The organism is Herbiconiux liukaitaii, assembly GCF_041927495.1.
Taxonomy (GTDB): Bacteria; Actinomycetota; Actinomycetes; order Actinomycetales; family Microbacteriaceae; genus Herbiconiux; species Herbiconiux liukaitaii.
Genome location: NZ_JBHFHG010000006.1, coordinates 291,669 through 306,741 on the forward strand (window position 1 = coordinate 291,669; position 15,073 = coordinate 306,741).

The 15,073-nt window shown below is 70.0% G+C and carries 11 protein-coding genes and 1 riboswitch; of the genes, 6 read left to right on the plus strand and 5 right to left on the minus strand.

Annotated elements, in window-relative coordinates:
- Window positions 1–145: 145 nt before the first annotated feature.
- Window positions 146–1,456, minus strand: coding sequence for an alpha/beta hydrolase (locus tag ACEXQC_RS13765; protein ID WP_374823294.1), 1,311 nt, complete (start codon window positions 1,454–1,456; stop codon window positions 146–148).
- A gap of 190 nt (window positions 1,457–1,646) precedes the next feature.
- Between ACEXQC_RS13765 and ACEXQC_RS13770 the strand changes: the two genes are divergently transcribed.
- Window positions 1,647–2,882, plus strand: coding sequence for a DNA polymerase IV (locus ACEXQC_RS13770; RefSeq protein ID WP_374823297.1), 1,236 nt, complete (start codon window positions 1,647–1,649; stop codon window positions 2,880–2,882).
- 133 nt (window positions 2,883–3,015) lie between these two features.
- Here the strand turns inward: ACEXQC_RS13770 and ACEXQC_RS13775 are convergent, their stop codons facing one another.
- From ACEXQC_RS13775 to glgX, 4 genes are all read right to left on the minus strand, one after another.
- A complete protein-coding gene (locus ACEXQC_RS13775; RefSeq protein WP_374823300.1) occupies window positions 3,016–4,377 on the minus strand; it encodes an HNH endonuclease in 1,362 nt (453 codons plus the stop codon).
- Window positions 4,378–4,495: 118 nt separating this feature from the next.
- Window positions 4,496–6,292, minus strand: coding sequence for a malto-oligosyltrehalose trehalohydrolase (treZ, locus tag ACEXQC_RS13780; protein WP_374823304.1), 1,797 nt, complete (start codon window positions 6,290–6,292; stop codon window positions 4,496–4,498).
- Window positions 6,289–8,679, minus strand: a complete 2,391-nt coding sequence (treY, locus tag ACEXQC_RS13785) for a malto-oligosyltrehalose synthase (RefSeq protein ID WP_374823307.1) — start codon at window positions 8,677–8,679, stop codon at window positions 6,289–6,291. Before treY ends, treZ begins: the two co-directional genes overlap by 4 nt.
- 14 nt (window positions 8,680–8,693) lie before the next feature.
- Window positions 8,694–10,895 (minus strand): glycogen debranching protein GlgX, encoded by a 2,202-nt coding sequence (glgX, locus tag ACEXQC_RS13790; RefSeq protein ID WP_374823310.1) that lies wholly within the window; start codon window positions 10,893–10,895, stop codon window positions 8,694–8,696.
- Window positions 10,896–10,951: 56 nt separating this feature from the next.
- Between glgX and ACEXQC_RS13795 the strand changes: the two genes are divergently transcribed.
- The 5 genes from ACEXQC_RS13795 to ACEXQC_RS13815 all read left to right on the plus strand — a co-directional run bounded on the left by ACEXQC_RS13795 (window position 10,952) and on the right by ACEXQC_RS13815 (window position 15,070).
- Window positions 10,952–11,317: a hypothetical protein gene (locus tag ACEXQC_RS13795; protein ID WP_374823313.1), complete on the plus strand. Its 366-nt coding sequence runs from the start codon at window positions 10,952–10,954 to the stop codon at window positions 11,315–11,317.
- Window positions 11,318–11,368: 51 nt separating this feature from the next.
- Window positions 11,369–11,479: riboswitch (TPP riboswitch) on the plus strand.
- 72 nt (window positions 11,480–11,551) lie between these two features.
- Window positions 11,552–12,184 carry an ECF transporter S component gene (locus tag ACEXQC_RS13800; protein WP_374823316.1) on the plus strand — a complete coding sequence of 211 codons (633 nt, stop codon included), beginning with the start codon at window positions 11,552–11,554 and terminating at the stop codon, window positions 12,182–12,184.
- Window positions 12,185–12,186: 2 nt separating this feature from the next.
- The gene (locus tag ACEXQC_RS13805; RefSeq protein ID WP_374823319.1) at window positions 12,187–13,743 is read left to right on the plus strand and encodes an ABC transporter ATP-binding protein; all 1,557 of its coding nucleotides are present in this window, start codon (window positions 12,187–12,189) and stop codon (window positions 13,741–13,743) included.
- Window positions 13,740–14,522: an energy-coupling factor transporter transmembrane component T family protein gene (locus tag ACEXQC_RS13810; protein ID WP_374823322.1), complete on the plus strand. Its 783-nt coding sequence runs from the start codon at window positions 13,740–13,742 to the stop codon at window positions 14,520–14,522. The genes ACEXQC_RS13805 and ACEXQC_RS13810 overlap by 4 nt, the downstream gene beginning before the upstream one ends.
- Window positions 14,519–15,070: a nucleoside/nucleotide kinase family protein gene (locus tag ACEXQC_RS13815; RefSeq protein ID WP_374823325.1), complete on the plus strand. Its 552-nt coding sequence runs from the start codon at window positions 14,519–14,521 to the stop codon at window positions 15,068–15,070. Before ACEXQC_RS13810 ends, ACEXQC_RS13815 begins: the two co-directional genes overlap by 4 nt.
- Window positions 15,071–15,073: the final 3 nt, after the last annotated feature.

The window sequence follows — 15,073 nt, forward strand, 5'->3', positions numbered from 1 at the left end:
CAGGTGACCGGGACGGATCGGGCGAGGCGGCCGAGTCGCCGCAGGGTCGCCCTGGTCGGTGCCGGTGTCGCTGCCGGTGCCGGGGCTTGTGGCGGTGCCGATTTCGATGCAGGGGCCTGTGACGGGTCCGCCGCGGGCCGGTCCGTCACCGGTTCAACCCCCAGTGGTCGGCGATCAGCGTCAGCCCCTTCTGGAAGACGTACGACCAGGTCGTGGCGTCGTGGGCGCTCCCGGGTGCCTCGACGTACGTGGCATCCATCCCCGCCGCCTGGGCGTCGCGGTAGAGCGCCTGCACACCAGGGAGGTACGCCGCATCCTCGCTGCCCACGCCGAAGACCGCGATCGTGTCGCTGTAGGGGGCCTTCGCCGCCATGATGGCGGCGGGGTGGGCGGCGGCGTAGCGCGCGGCGTCGCCTCCGAAGCCCTTGTCGATCGTGGTCTTCTCGTCGCCCAGTTTGGGGTACTCCTCGCCGGACGCATCGAGGATGGCACCGAACAGCTCGGGGTGGGCGGCCCCCAGCTGGATGGAGCACGTGCCGCCCTGGGAGAGCCCACCGATGCCCCAGTCCTGCGGCCCGCCGAGCACGCTGAGGTTCGCCGTGATCCAGGCGGGGACGTCGACGGTGAGGTAGGTGGCCGAATTGCCGAGGGGCGAGTCGACGCACATCGGGTTGACGTCGGGCGATCCGAGCTGGTCGGGGGAGACGATGATGGGGGCCAGGCCCTGGTGGGCGGCGGCGTAGGCATTGGCGCTGTCCTCGAGCTTGGCGGTCTCGAGGGGGGACTCGGGGCTGCCCGGCTGGCCCGACATCATGATGAGCACGGGGAGGGCGGGCGCGTCGCTCGTGAGGGCTGCCGGTGGCAGGTAGACCACGGCGGGGCGGGCGTCGAAGCCCGACACCGTGCCGGGGATGTCGACCTGGGCGATCCGTCCCTTGGTGGGCATGTCGGCGGGGGCCGTCCACGTCGCGATGGTCGTGGCGGGGGTGGCGCCGGGTGTGGGCGGGGGCGGCAGTTCGACGCCGGCGTAGGCGCTGATGCCGAGGGCGCTGCGCACGGTCGGGTACTCGCCGAAGTCGATGTTGATGGACATCGCCGAGACGAGCACGAAGACGAGGATGGCGAGCAGGTTCGCGATCCTCCGCCGCCAGCGTGCTCTGCGGAACGAGACGATCGCCGTCGCGATGGCTCCGAAGCCCAGGGCGATCCAGAGGCGAGACACGAACGTGAGCGAGACGCCGAAGAGATCGAGCTGGTCGGAGAGCAGCCAGGTGGTGCCGATGCCGATGAGCGCGCCCACGACGGCTGCGACGAGGTACGTCGCCACCCAGCGCGAGCGCCGCCAGCGTGTGCTCGGTCGCACGACGAGCAGGAGCCCGGCGGTGATGAGCGCCACGGCGTAGACGGCGATCACGAGGGGGCCGTCGAGGATGCCGAGGTCGAGGAGGGCGTTCACTCGAGCGCCGCTTTCAGAGGAGTACCAGAGTTCACTGGAGTACCGCGTTCACGAGTGGTCCTGTCGCCGTGCTGTGCCTCGGCGGCGGCCGGGCGACGCACAGTCTTTTCCCGTCGGCTGTGTGCCGTCTGGGTGTTCGGTGGGCGCAGGCTGGTGACGTGGCGTCGGTGGTGCGACGTAGGCTCGGAGAGTGCAGAACGAGGTGGAGCCGAGCCCGTCGATCCTGCACGTCGACATGGATGCCTTCTTCGCCTCGGTCGAGCTCCTCTCGCGCCCTGAGCTGCGTGGCAAGCCCGTGATCGTGGGGGGCAACTCGGGTCGCGGTGTCGTCACGAGCGCCACCTACGAGGCGCGGGCGTACGGTGTGCATTCCGCGATGCCCATGGGGGCGGCACTGAGGTTGTGCCCCAAGGCCGTCGTGATCACGCCGCACATGGAGAAGTACCGGGATGCGTCGCGGCAGGTCATGGCGCTGTTCCGGGAGGTGACGCCGTTGGTTGAGCCTCTGAGCATCGACGAGGCGTTCCTCGATGTGCGGGGGGCGCGTCGCCTGCTGGGGGAGTCGGATGTGATCGCGCAAAACCTCCGGGCGCGGGTGCTCGCCGAGACGGGGCTGCCGTGTTCGGTGGGGGTGGCGGCCACCAAGTTCATGGCCAAGCTCGCGTCGGGGCGGGCGAAGCCCGACGGCATGCTCGTCATCCGGCCGTCCGAGGTGCTGGCGTACCTGCATCCGCTGCCCGTGCGGGCGCTCTGGGGCGTGGGGGCCAAGACGGCTGAACAGCTCGAGCGGTTCGGCATGCGCACGGTCGGTGACATCGCGGCGACGCCGTTGGAGAGCCTCGTGCGCACGGTGGGGGAGGCGTCGGGCACAAGGTTGCACGAGCTCGCTCACGGGATCGATACGCGGGAGGTGGTGACGGTCTCGCAGGAGAAGAGCGTGGGGCACGAGCGCACCTTCGATGTCGACGAGCGGGTGCCGGAGGTGCTGCGTCGTGAGCTGCTGCACCAGTCCAATCGTGTTGCGGTGCGGTTGCGGGCGGCGGGGCTCGTGGGGCGCACGGTGTCGCTCAAGCTGCGGTTCAGCGACTTCACCACCATCTCGCGGTCGCGCACCCTCGCCGAGCCCACCGACCTCGGTCGGCGCATCTACGACGAGGTGACGGCCATCTACGATGCGGCCGCCAAGAAGGGCGAGGCCATCCGTCTCATCGGGGTGAGGGTGGAGCAGCTCTCGGATGCCGACGGGGCTCTGCACCAGCCTGCGCTCTGGGCCGACGAGACGGCACCCTCCGAGGGGTGGCGCGATGCCGAACGCACCGTCGATCGGGTCTCGGCCCGCTTCGGCACCGACATCCTGCGCCCGGCCTCCCTCCTCCAGTCCCCGAAAACCGGCGAGACCGCCGAGCGCAACGGCACCCGCCAGTAGCCCCACCCCCGCCCACACTCGCGCGTGCGCCACCCAGGGCCGACGCGCGCGGGCTGGAGGGGAGTGGGAGTGCGGTCAGAAGGGCGGTGGGTCGTCTCGGGGGCGGCGGGTGACGGGTGGGCGGGGTGTGCGGTTAGAAGGGCGGGTCGTCGCCGGTGCGGCTTCGTGGCGGCTCGGTGGCGTGCCTTGCTGGCTCCCGCGCCGAGGCGCTCCCGGTGGAGGCGGGTGCGACGCGCCGGGATGGAGGGCTGGTGCGGTAGGTGGCTCCGAGTGGGGAGGTCCATTCGAGATCGCGCGATCCTGGGGGTGAACCCGGTGGGCGGGTGACTTTCCAGCCGCCATTGTGCTTCAAGTGGTGGTGGCTGGTGCAGAGGTGGGCGAGGTTCGAGGCGGTGGATCGGCCTCCGTGGGCCCAATCTTGGGTGTGGTCTAGTTCGCAGCGGGCTGCTCGGCGGCCGCAGCCCGGGAAGCGGCAGTGCTCGTCGGCGACGATGAGGGCTTCGCGGAGTGCTGCGGGGATGCGGTAGCGGCCGGCGACCTCGATGGTGTCGCCGGTCCCCGGGTGCATGAGCACTTTGAGGAAGGTGGGTGCCTTTGCGGCGAGGCGTCGCGCGAGTTCAGGGTCGATTGGGCCGTACCCGTGCAGCTGTGCCTGCTCATCGCGCCTCTCCTCGCCAGCGTCACCTTCGCACCCGGCCATCGTGGCCGCGGGGACGGTGACGATGAGGGTGGGCGTGAAGCCCAGGGTGCCGTCGGTGCGGTTGAGGATGGTGTCGGCAAGGATGTCGGAACGCAACTGCGCCTGGGTGCGGGGCTCCGTGTCGGAGCGGGCGGCGCGCGCTGCCTGGTCGAGGATGTCGTGGATCGCCAGAGCGTCGACCGCGGGTAGGTGGTGATGGAGCGTTGCCATGCCGTCTCGCTCTGCGTCGAGCCACACGGCCCGGTCTTCGTGAGCCTTCTTGGTCCGCTGGGTGATGGAGTCCGGGTGGTGGGTCTCGCGGAGGCGGCGGGCTGCGTCGTCGAAGCGGGCGGAGTTGCATTCCTTTGCCCGTGGCAGGAGCGCCTTCTCGAATGAACCGCGCGACTCCACCGGGAGTGAGGTTGCATGGGTGACCATCGAGCGAGCGTGAGCGTAGGAGATCTTGCCGGTGCCGAGTTCGGCGAGCGTGTCGGGCAAATCGCTGGCCAGCGACTCGGCTTCCGCGATCAGGCGCACCATCGTGCCCTCGGAGCGGCGTGCGGCCGTGGCGACCTCGGACTTCACCAGGCGACGAGCCCACTCGCGACCATCCGGTGTCAACGACCCCGCGAGGATCTCCGCCCTGGTCTCACATGCCTCGACGGCCTGGGCGAGTGCTTTCGCCTGGCGGGCTTGCAGTGCGGCGATCATCCGATCCGCTCGCGTGAACCTGACGACCGCCATGCGGAACTTCTCGTCGCACCGCTCGACGGCGTCGCTATCCCTAGCGGGTGTCTCGGAGAAGATCGGCTTCATGAGGTTTATTCAATCAGCAGCCACTGACATTGAGACCAAAGGCAGGAGACGACTGGGGCTGCCGCGCGCTACGCGCTTGCCCGAAGGTGTCGTGGCTGGGTTCTCGAGATCGTCGGGATCAGGGGAGGCGTGCCACCAGGACAGAGATAGGAGCGATTTCGGAGGGCGCGGCCTTGGCAGGGGAGCCTGACAGTGTTGCTCGCGAGTCGAACAGGAGGTCGCCGAAGCGCGGGGCGATGCGGTCTAGCGGGAGGGCCGACTCCGACAGGTTGACCACCATCACGATCGTCGGTCGCTCGATCGTGATCCAGCGCTCCTCGTCGCTGAACTCCACACGCACGTCCGAGAGCCGCAGCGACTCCCCGGCCGGCAGCTCGGCCCGGATCGCCGCCAGCGCGCGGTAGACGCCGAGCATGGCCGCGTGCTCCGGGTGGGCGGGATCGTCGATCTCGGTCCAGTCGAGCTTCGAGTTGGTGAACGTCGACGGAGCCTGCGGGTCGGGCACCACAGCTGGGTCCCACCCCATCTTCTCGAACTCCGCGATGCGCCCCTCGGCGGTCGCCTTGCCGAGCTCCGGCTCCGGGTGCGACGTGAAGAACTGCCACGGCGTCGACGCCGCCCACTCCTCACCCTGGAAGAGCATGGGCGTGAACGGACCGAGCAGCGTGAGCGCCGCGGCGATAGCCAGCTTCTCCGGCGCCAGCGTGGCCGTGAGCCGGTCGCCGATGGCGCGGTTTCCGATCTGGTCGTGGTTCTGCGACGCCACCACGAGTCGCCACGGCGCCGTCGTCGCCCGGTCGAGCTCCACCCCGTGGTTGCGCTCGCGGAAGCTCGAGTACGTGCCGTCGTGGAAGAAGCCACGGGTCAGCACCTTGGCGAGCGCCCCCACCGAGTCGAAGTCGGCGTAGTACCCGGTGGTCTCACCCGTGAGGTTGACGTGCACGGCGTGGTGGAAGTCATCGCTCCACTGGCCGTAGAGCCCGTACCCGGATGGCGTGCTCTCATCCGTCTCCGCCCCGCGGGGCAGGAACATCACGGGGTCGTTGAGGTCGGACTCCGCCACGAGCAGACGCGGGATGCCGGTGGAGGCCGCGAGCTCGTCGGCCGCCGCACCGATCTCGGCGAGCAGGTGCACGGGGCTGTTGTCCACGAGCGCGTGCACCGCATCCAGTCGCAGTCCGTCGACGTGGTAGTCGCGCAGCCAGAGCAGCGCGTTGTCGAGGATGTAGCGACGCACCTCGGCGGAGTCCTGGTGATCCAGGTTGACCGTGGTGCCCCACGTGTTCTTCGACCGGTCGTCGAGGTACGGGCCGTAGAGCGGCAGATAGTTGCCGCTCGGTCCGAGGTGGTTGTACACCACGTCCTGGATGACGGCGAGACCGGCGGCGTGGCAAGCTTCCACGAGGCGGCGGTAGCCCTCCGGCCCGCCGTAGCCCTCGTGCACGGCGAACCACGCCACACCGTCGTAGCCCCAATTGTGAGTGCCGTTGAACCCGTTGACCGGCAGCAGCTCCACATGGGTGATGCCGAGCGAGACAAGGTGGTCGAGGCGTGCGGCCGCGGCGTCGAACGTGCCCTCGGGCGTGAACGTGCCGACGTGCAGCTCGTAGATGACGGCGGAGTCGACGGATCGCCCTGCCCACCCCGTGTCCGTCCAGCGGTGCTCGGCGGGGTCGTCGGTGCGCGACAGGCCGTGCACGCCCTCGGGCTGACGACGGGAACGCGGATCCGGGTAGGGCCCCTCCCCGTCGAGCAGGTAGCCGTAGTCGATGCCCGAGTGCCACGGCACGCTCGCGACCGGCTGCCACCAGCCGTCGGCCTCGCGGATCATCGGATGCAGGGCACGGATGCCGCCATCGACGATGACGAGCTCCACCTTCTCGGGGCGGGGCGCCCAGACGGCGAACGGGATCATCGGTCTTCCACTCTCTGCAGCAGGGCAACGGGGTAGGTGGTGAGGGCGTCGGCTATGCGCAGCGGGCCGTCTTCGAACAGGCGACCGGTGAGCGCATCCACGTAGCCGTTGTGGGCGGAGTGCAGCTCCACGGTGGTGTCGCCCCACCCGCCGCGGCGGGCCAGCCCGAGCGGCAGTCGTGTGGCGAGGGCGATCGCGCCGCCGCGGTCGAACGCCACGAGGTGCTCGGCCGCCGAACCGCTGGCCTCGAGCGGCGTGTAGCCGTCGAAGAGATCCGGCCGGTCGCGGCGGAGGCGCAGCGCGCTGGACACCACGAGCAGCTTGGCCGCGCCGAGGTCGTCGATGAGGGCGGGATCGAACGCCGGCGGTTCGCCCTTGTCGATCTCGGTGAGCAGTTCGCTCCGCAGCGAGTAGTCCACGAAGCGGCGGTTGTCGGGGTCCACGAGGGAGTGGTCCCAGAGCTCGGTGCCCTGGTAGACGTCGGGAACACCGGTGGTCATGAGCTGCACGAGCTTCTCTGAGAGGGAGTTGCTGCGCCCGGCCACGAGCACGGCGGCCAGGCGGGCCTCGAGAGCGGCACCCACGGCGGGGTCGTCGAACGCGGCGTCGACGGCTGCGTGCATGCGGCCCTCGAACTCCTCGTCCTGCTCGAGCCAGCCCGTGGAGTCTCCGGCCTCGCGCGAGGCCTTCTCGGCGTAGGCGTGCGCCCGCTCACGGGAGATCGGCCACGCCCCGAGCAGGGCCTGCCAGAGCAGTGTGTCGAAGGGGCCGTCGCCCGTGGGGGCGAGCTCCCGCAGCTCGGCGAGGGTCGCCGCCCAGGCGGCGGGATCCTCGGCGATCGTCGTGATGCGCGCCCGCGTATCCTCCGAGCGCTTCGTGTCGTGTGTCGAGAGTGTCGTCATGGTGTGCGGCAGCACGTTCTCGCGCAGCTGCTGCACGGCGTGGAACGCGTCCACGTCGAGAGCGAAGTGATCGGGATCCGCACCCACCTCGGTGAGGCTCGTGAGCCGCGTGAAGCGGTAGAACGCGGTGTCCTCCACGCCCTTCGCCATCACCATGCCCGAGGTCTGCTGGAAACGGATGCTCGGGGCAGTCCCCACGCGCCCGAGAACCTCGGCGACCTCCTCGAGCACGGGTGCGATGTCGGGCCGGTGCCTGAGCGCCGTGGCGAGCGCGTACTCGAGGTGCTGGCGACCCGCGGGCAGGTAGGAGCGGTAGACGGGGAAGCAGGCGAGCAGCTCGGCGAGCGCGTCGGTCGTGACGGCGGACTCGGTGGCGGTGGGCAGACCGCCCGCGCGCTCGATGTCACGGGTGAGGCGGCGGGCCTCGGCCTGCAGGATGCCGTCGGCGATGCCGCGCTTCGTGCCGTGGATGAGCGCCGCGTAGCGCTCGGAGGCGGACGCTGACGATGAGGGCTCGACCGCCCCGCCCCGCAGCACGGCGTCGAGCGCATCGAGCTCGGGCTCGCCCGCGGGATCGACGAACACCCGGTCGAGACCGGCCAGCGCGTCGTACCCCGTGGTGCCGGCGGAGGGCCAGTCCGGCTCGAGCGGCTCGTCGCCCTCGAGGATCTTCTCGATGAGCAGGTAGGCACCGCCCGTGAGCTCGGAGAGCCGCTCGATGTAGCCGCCCGGGTCGGCGAGGCCGTCCGGGTGGTCGACCCGCAGCCCGTCCACGAGCCCCTCGCGGAACCAGCGGCCGATCTCGGCGTGGGATTCGTCGAACACCCACGGCTCCTCCACCCGCACGGCCGCGAGGGTCGAGACGGCGAAGAACCGTCGGTAGTTCAGGTCGGTGCTCTCGCGCCGCCAGTTGACGAGCTCGTAGCTCTGGCGGCCGTGCACGGTCACCGCATCCGCACCGTCATCGGCCGTACCCGGCGCGATCGGGTAGCGGTTGTCGTAATAGGCGAGCACCCGCTCGCCAGAGTGCACCCCGGTGCCATCCTCGATGGTCAGGGCGTCGAGCGAGTCGTCGCCCAGCACGGGCAGCAGCAGCCGACCGCCGCCTGCCTCCCAGTCGATGTCGAAGGCCTCGGCGTAGCGCGACTCCCGCCCGTGCCGCAGCAGGTCCCACCACCAGGGGTTCTGCGACGGAGTCGCCACCCCCACGTGGTTCGGCACGATGTCGACCAGCACACCCAGGCCGGCCTCGTGGGCGGCCTCGGAGAGCGCACGGAGCGCATCCGGGCCGCCTCGCGACTCGTCGATGCGGGAGTGGTCGGTCACGTCGTAGCCGTGCTGCGACCCCTCCTCCGCCTGCAGGATCGGCGAGAGGTAGACCCAGTCCGCCCCCAGGCGCGCCAGGTACGGGACCAGGCGCGCCGCATCCCACAGGGTGAAGTCGGATGTCAGCTGGAGTCGGTAGGTCGAGCGGGGGATGCGCATCCGAATGAGTCTTTCTACCCCGCGGAGGGGATGGGAAGGGAGATGGCGCCTGTCGCGTCTGCTTGGGCGGTGAGCGATGCGGCCACCGAGTGGTCGGGCTCGATCTCGAGCTCGCGGTGAACACGCAGCACCATCATCGAGCGTGCCCCGACAACGATCGGCGCGCCAGCCTCGAACACCTGGGAATCCGCCGCTTCACCCGCGGTGTCGATCACGACGTCCCAGGTTCCCGAGTACTCGGCCGAGGGCAGTGTGAACGTCTCGTCCTCGTCGTGGGCGTTGAAGTACACCAGGAAGTGCACGTCGGAGAGCGGGTTGCCGCGCTGGTCGCGGGCACGGATGCCCTGACCGTTGAGGAACACGCCGATCGAGCGCGAGAGGCCGGAATCCCAGTCCTCGGGCTCCATCTCGCTCGCGTCGGTGTTGAGCCACACGATGTCGGGCAGGGGCTCGCCCTTGCCGCGCTTGACCGGGCGGCCGTCGAAGAAGCGGCTGCGGCGGAACGTGGGGTGCTCCTTGCGCAGGCGGGTCACGGCGGCCGTGAACTCGATGAGCGGCTGGTCCTCGGATTCCCAGTGCACCCAGCTGAGGGGCGAGTCCTGGGCGTAGGTGTTGTTGTTGCCGAGCTGGGTGCGACCGAGCTCGTCGCCGTGCAGCAGCATCGGAACACCCTGCGAGAGCAGCATGGTCGCGATGAAGTTGCGCTGCTGGCGGGCGCGCAGCGTGAGCACCTTCGGGTCGTCGGTGGGGCCCTCCACGCCGCAGTTCCACGAGCGGTTGTGCGATTCGCCGTCGTTGTTGTCCTCGCCGTTGGCGTCGTTGTGCTTCTCGTTGTAGCTCACGAGGTCGCGCAGGGTGAAGCCGTCGTGCGCGGTCACGAAGTTGATCGACGCCACGGGGCGGCGGCCGGAGTGCTCGTAGAGATCGGCCGATCCGGTGAACCGGCTCGCGAACTCGCCGAGCGTCGACGGCTCGCCGCGCCAGAAGTCGCGCACGGTGTCGCGGTACTTGCCGTTCCACTCCGTCCACTGGGGCGGGAAGTTGCCCACCTGGTAGCCACCGGGGCCAACGTCCCACGGCTCGGCGATGAGCTTGACCTGCGAGACCACCGGGTCCTGCTGCACGAGCTCGAAGAAGGTCGACAGGCGGTCGACGTCGTAGAACTCGCGGGCGAGTGCCGAGGCGAGGTCGAACCGGAATCCGTCGACATGCATCTCGGTGACCCAGTAGCGCAGCGAGTCCATGAGCAGCTGCAGCGAGTGCGGGTGGCGCACGTTGAGCGTGTTGCCCGTACCGGTGTAGTCCATGTAGTACCGCTGATCGTCTTCCATCAGGCGGTAGTAGGCGGCGTTGTCGATGCCGCGGAAACTCAGGGTGGGGCCGAGGTGGTTGCCCTCCGCGGTGTGGTTGTACACCACGTCGAGGATGACCTCGATGCCGGCCGCGTGCAGCGACTTGACCATGCCCTTGAACTCCTGCACCTGCTGCCCGCGGTCACCCGTGGAGGTGTACGTGTTCTGCGGCGCGAAGAAGCCGATCGTGTTGTAGCCCCAGTAGTTGCTGAGGCCCTTGTCCATGAGCGTGCTGTCGTTCACGAACTGGTGCACGGGCATGAGCTCGATCGCCGTGATGCCGAGCTTCAGCAGGTGCTCGATGACCGCAGGATGCGCGACACCCGCGTAGGTGCCCCGCTGCTCCTTGGGCACGTCGGGGTGCAGCTGGGTGAGGCCCTTCACGTGGGCCTCGTAGATGACGCTCTCGTTGTAGGGGATGCGCAGCTTGCGATCGCCCGACCAGTCGAAGAACGGGTTGATGACGACACCCATCATCATGTGCTTCGCGCTGTCGGCGTCGTTCGTGGAGTCGGGGTCTCCGAACGTGTACGAGAACAGCGACTGGTCCCAGTCGATCTGCCCGCTCGTCGCCTTGGCGTAGGGGTCGAGGAGGAGCTTGTTGGCGTTGAAGCGCTGGCCGGTCGACGGATCGTAGGTGCCGTGCACCCGGAATCCGTAGCGCTGGCCCGGCTGCACCTGAGGGAGGTAGGCGTGCCACACGAAGGCGTCGACCTCCGTGAGCTCGATCCTCGTCTCACCGCCCTTGTCACCGAAGAGGCACAGCTCTACACGTTCGGCCCCCTCGCTGAACAGGGCGAAATTGGTTCCGCTCCCGTCATAGGTGGCTCCGAGTGGGTAGGCCGATCCTGGCCACGACTGCATCTGGTCTCCTGACGATTTCAGTGTTCACCGTACCCGGTTCGCGGTAGCGTGGCCGCATGGCGAACCTCGTGGAAACCCTTACCGACGCGACCAAGTCCATCGGAGTGGGTGCTGCCTATGGCGCACCCGTCACGATCGACGGCAAGACCATCGTGCCCGTGGCCCTTGTGTGGTCCGGCTTCGGCGGCGGCAATGGCACCGCCTCCTCACCCGGTGCCTCGCAGCAGAAGATCGGTGCCGGCGACGCCGGCGGCGAGGGTTTCGGGGGTGGCGGAGTCTCCGTGCCCATCGGCGCCTACGTCACGAGCGACGGCCAGGTGACGTTCGAGCCCAACCTCATCGCGCTCCTCGCCGTGTCGATCCCCGTGATCGCCACCACGGGCTGGGCGCTCTCGAAGTTCGTCCGCGCCCTCAAGAAGTAGCGCCGGGCCCTTTCGGATCCGCGTCCCGCCCCTCCGAGGGCGGGGCTATAGTAGTGGGCACACGGGAGTCCGGTGAGCCGGGCTGAGAGGAAGGTTCTCAACCTTCGACCGTCGAACCTGATCTGGATCATGCCAGCGCAGGGAGGCATCTCAGGCCACGAGGTCGCCGGACGTTCTGCGTTCGACGGCGCCGTGGTCACCCGTGCCCCTTCCCTCGGACGAAAGGGCACGTCAGTGCATTCCACCATCGAAACATCCGGCCAGAAGGCCACCACCCGTCGCCGCGGAAGCTACCGCTGGCGTGTCGTCGACATCGTCGTGGCCGCGGTCATCGGCGTCGCCGCCGGACTCATCTTCTGGGTCTGGAACCTCACCTACACCCCCCTCAGCACCCCGCTCGAGGCGCTCCTCCCCGGTGCGCAGTCGCTCGTCTACGGCGTCTGGCTGTTCGCCGGTGTGCTGGGTGGTCTCATCATCCGCAAGCCGGGTGCCGCCCTCTTCACCGAGGTGGTCGCCGCGACCGTCTCGGCGCTCGTGGGCACGCAGTGGGGGCCGCTCACCGTCGTGGCCGGCCTCGTGCAGGGCCTCGGCGCCGAGATCGTGTTCGCGATCTTCCTGTACGCCAACTACCGGGTCTACGTGGCCGTGCTCGCGGGCGCGGGTGCCGGCCTCGCGATGGGCATCAACGACTCGATCCTCTGGTACGCGGGCACGGGTGCCGACTTCAAGACCATCTACATCGTGTGCGCCGTGATCGGCGGGGCGCTCGTGGCCGGTCTGCTCTCGTGGGTGGTGGTGAGGGCCTTGGCGAGGACAGGGGCGCTCAGCCGGTTCGCCGCCGGCCGCGAGGTGACGGCGCGGAGTTAGCCGTGCCGGATTCTGCCGGATTGCGGGCCCAGGGCTGGGGCTGGAGTCACGCCGGCCGCTCGTCCTGGGCCCTGCGCGGGCTCGACCTCGTGATCGAGCCAGGTGAGCGCGTGCTCCTCCTCGGCGCCTCGGGAGCGGGCAAGTCCACGCTCCTGCATGCCTTCGCGGGCGTGCTGGGCGGCGCCGATGAGGGCGACGAGGAGGGCGAGCTGCTCGTGGGCGGGCGGCCGCCTGAGGAGATGAGGGGGCGCGTGGGGCTCGTGCTGCAGGATCCGGACTCCCAGATCGTGCTCGCCCGAGTGGGCGACGACGTGGCGTTCGGTTGCGAGAACCTCGGTGTGCCGCGTGAGGAGATCTGGCCGCGCGTGGAGGAGGCGCTCGCCGATGTTGGCCTCGATCTCGAACTCGACCGCCCCACCTCGGCGCTCTCCGGGGGTCAGAAGCAGCGCGTCGCGCTCGCGGGCGTGATCGCCATGCGGCCCGACGTGGTTCTGCTCGACGAACCGACGGCCAACCTCGACCCCGCTGGGGTCATCGAGGTGCGGGATGCCGTGGCCGGCGTCGTGCGCGGATCGCGAGCGACCTTCGTGGTGATCGAGCACCGGGTCGACGTGTGGCTCGATGTGGTCGACCGTGTGGTGGTGCTCGAGCCGGGCGGTGGGGTGCTCGCCGACGGCGACCCCGCGACGGTGCTCCGCGAGCGCGGCGCCGAGCTCGCGGCGGGCGGAGTGTGGGTACCGGGCTTCGACCCGCTCGGTGGGCTCGCTGCAGGCGATTCCGACCGGACGCGAGGAGTCGTGCGGCGGCGTGACAGTCAGGGGTCGCTCCTGCTCGAGGCGAGTGGGCTTGCGGTGGCGCGCACGAAAGGTGAGGTCGTGGCCGAGGGCCTCGATGTGCGCATCACCGCGGGCGAGGCCACGGCGGTGACGGGGCGGAACGGGGCGGGCAAGACGACGCTCGCACTCACGCTCGCAGGCCTCATCCCGCGCGCGGGCGGTGCCCTCGAGGCCACAGCTGAGCTGCGCGGCGACGCGGTCGGCGCGGGTGCGACCGGCACCGAGGCGACCGGCTCGGGGCGTCGCCGGTGGCGCAAGCGCGATGCCCAGCCCGGTGCCGACCCCGCGCGGTGGACCTCGCGCGCGCTGCTCACCCGCATCGGCACCGTCTTCCAGGATCCGGAGCATCAGTTCGTGGCCGGATCCGTGCGCCGCGAGCTCGAGGTGTCGCTTCGCGCCCTCCGCCTCGAGCAGGGCGAGATCGACGCCCGCGTGGCCGACGTGGCCGCGCGCCTGCGACTGCAGCCGCTGCTCGACGCGAATCCGTACACGCTCTCGGGAGGCGAGAAACGGCGGCTCTCGGTCGCCTCGGCGCTCGTGGCGCGTCCGCGCATCCTCGTGCTCGACGAGCCCACGTTCGGGCAAGACTCCCGCACCTGGGCCGAGCTCGTGCGCCTGCTCGCCGAGCAGCTCGACCGCGGCACCGCCGTGGTGGCGGTCACCCATGACCGCGCCTTCATCGAGGCCCTCGCCGATCGCACCATCGAGGTCGGCCGAGCATGAGCATCCTCACCCCCACACGCGGCACCGGCACGATCCACGCCATCAACCCGGTGGCGAAGCTCGCGGCGGCCCTCGCGCTCAGCGGGCTGCTCATCGTCACGATCGACTGGGTGTCGGCGGCCGTCGCCCTCGTGCTCGAGAGCCTCTTCCTCGCTCGCGCGGGGCTCGCCCCCCGCGCGTTCTTCCGTCGCACCGCCGCGATCTGGATCGCAGCCCCCCTCGCCGGTCTCACCACGCTCCTGTACGGGGTCTCGGATGGCCGGACGTACTTCGAGTTCTGGCTCATCCACATCAGCGACGGATCGATCCTGCTCGCCGTGGCGACCGTGCTGCGCATCCTCGCGATCGGTCTGCCCGCTGTGGTGCTGTTCGCCACGATCGACCCCACCGATCTGGCCGACGGGCTCGCGCAGGTGTGGCACCTGCCGAGCCGCTTCGTGCTCGGCGCGCTCGCGGGCCTGCGCCTCATCAGCCTCTTCCTCGACGACTGGCGCCAGCTCGAGCTCGCCAGGCGCGCCAGGGGGCTCGGCGACACAGGCAGGATCCGGCGCTTCGGCGGTCAGGCCTTCGCCCTGCTCGTGCTGTCGCTCCGCCGCGGCAGCAAGCTCGCCACCGCCATGGAGGCTCGTGGTTTCGGCGGATCGACCCCCCGCACCTGGGCCAGGGAGTCGACGTTCGGCCGCAAGGAGTGGGTGCTGGTGGCGATCGGGGCGTCCATCGGCATCATCGCCCTCGGCACCTCCATCGCCACCGGCGCCGTGCGCTTCGTGGTGGGGTGAGCGGCGTGACAGGCGACCCCGGCATGGCAGGCGACCCCGGCATTGCAATCGACCAGGGCAGGCCGGTGATCCTCATCGACGGCCCGAGCGGATCCGGCAAGACCGACTACGCCGAGCGTCTCGTGGCCGAGTGGACCGGCCCCCTCCGCCCCATCCTCGTGCAGCTCGACAGCGTCTACCCCGGCTGGGACGGTCTCGAGGCCGCGAGCAGGCAGATCACCGAGCACCTGCTCCGCCCGTTCCGCCTGCAGCAGACGGCCCGTTGGCGCCGCTACGACTGGGCGGCGGGGGAGCAGGCGGAGTGGCACGTCGTCGATCCGCTCGCCCCCCTCGTGGTCGAGGGCTGCGGTGCGCTCAGCCGTGCCAACGCGGCCCTTGCCGATCGCACCATCTGGGTCGAGACCAATGACACCGAGCGGAAGCGCCGAGCCCTCGAGCGCGATGGCGAGCTCTACGCGCGCGAGTGGGACCGCTGGGAGCGGCAGTGGCGCCGGTTCGTCGACCAGGAGCACCCCCGCGAGCTCGCGCAGCTGATCGTGCCGACCTGAGCA

Excerpts from the sequence above, each read along its gene's own strand:
- ACEXQC_RS13775 (WP_374823300.1), bottom strand. The coding sequence starts at position 4,377 with ATGAAGCCGATCTTCTCCGAGACACCCGCTAGGGATAGCGACGCCGTC.
- treY (WP_374823307.1), bottom strand. The coding sequence starts at position 8,679 with ATGCGCATCCCCCGCTCGACCTACCGACTCCAGCTGACATCCGACTTC.
- glgX (WP_374823310.1), bottom strand. The coding sequence starts at position 10,895 with ATGCAGTCGTGGCCAGGATCGGCCTACCCACTCGGAGCCACCTATGAC.
- ACEXQC_RS13795 (WP_374823313.1), top strand. The coding sequence starts at position 10,952 with ATGGCGAACCTCGTGGAAACCCTTACCGACGCGACCAAGTCCATCGGA.
- treZ (WP_374823304.1), bottom strand. The coding sequence starts at position 6,292 with ATGATCCCGTTCGCCGTCTGGGCGCCCCGCCCCGAGAAGGTGGAGCTC.
- ACEXQC_RS13810 (WP_374823322.1), top strand. The coding sequence starts at position 13,740 with ATGAGCATCCTCACCCCCACACGCGGCACCGGCACGATCCACGCCATC.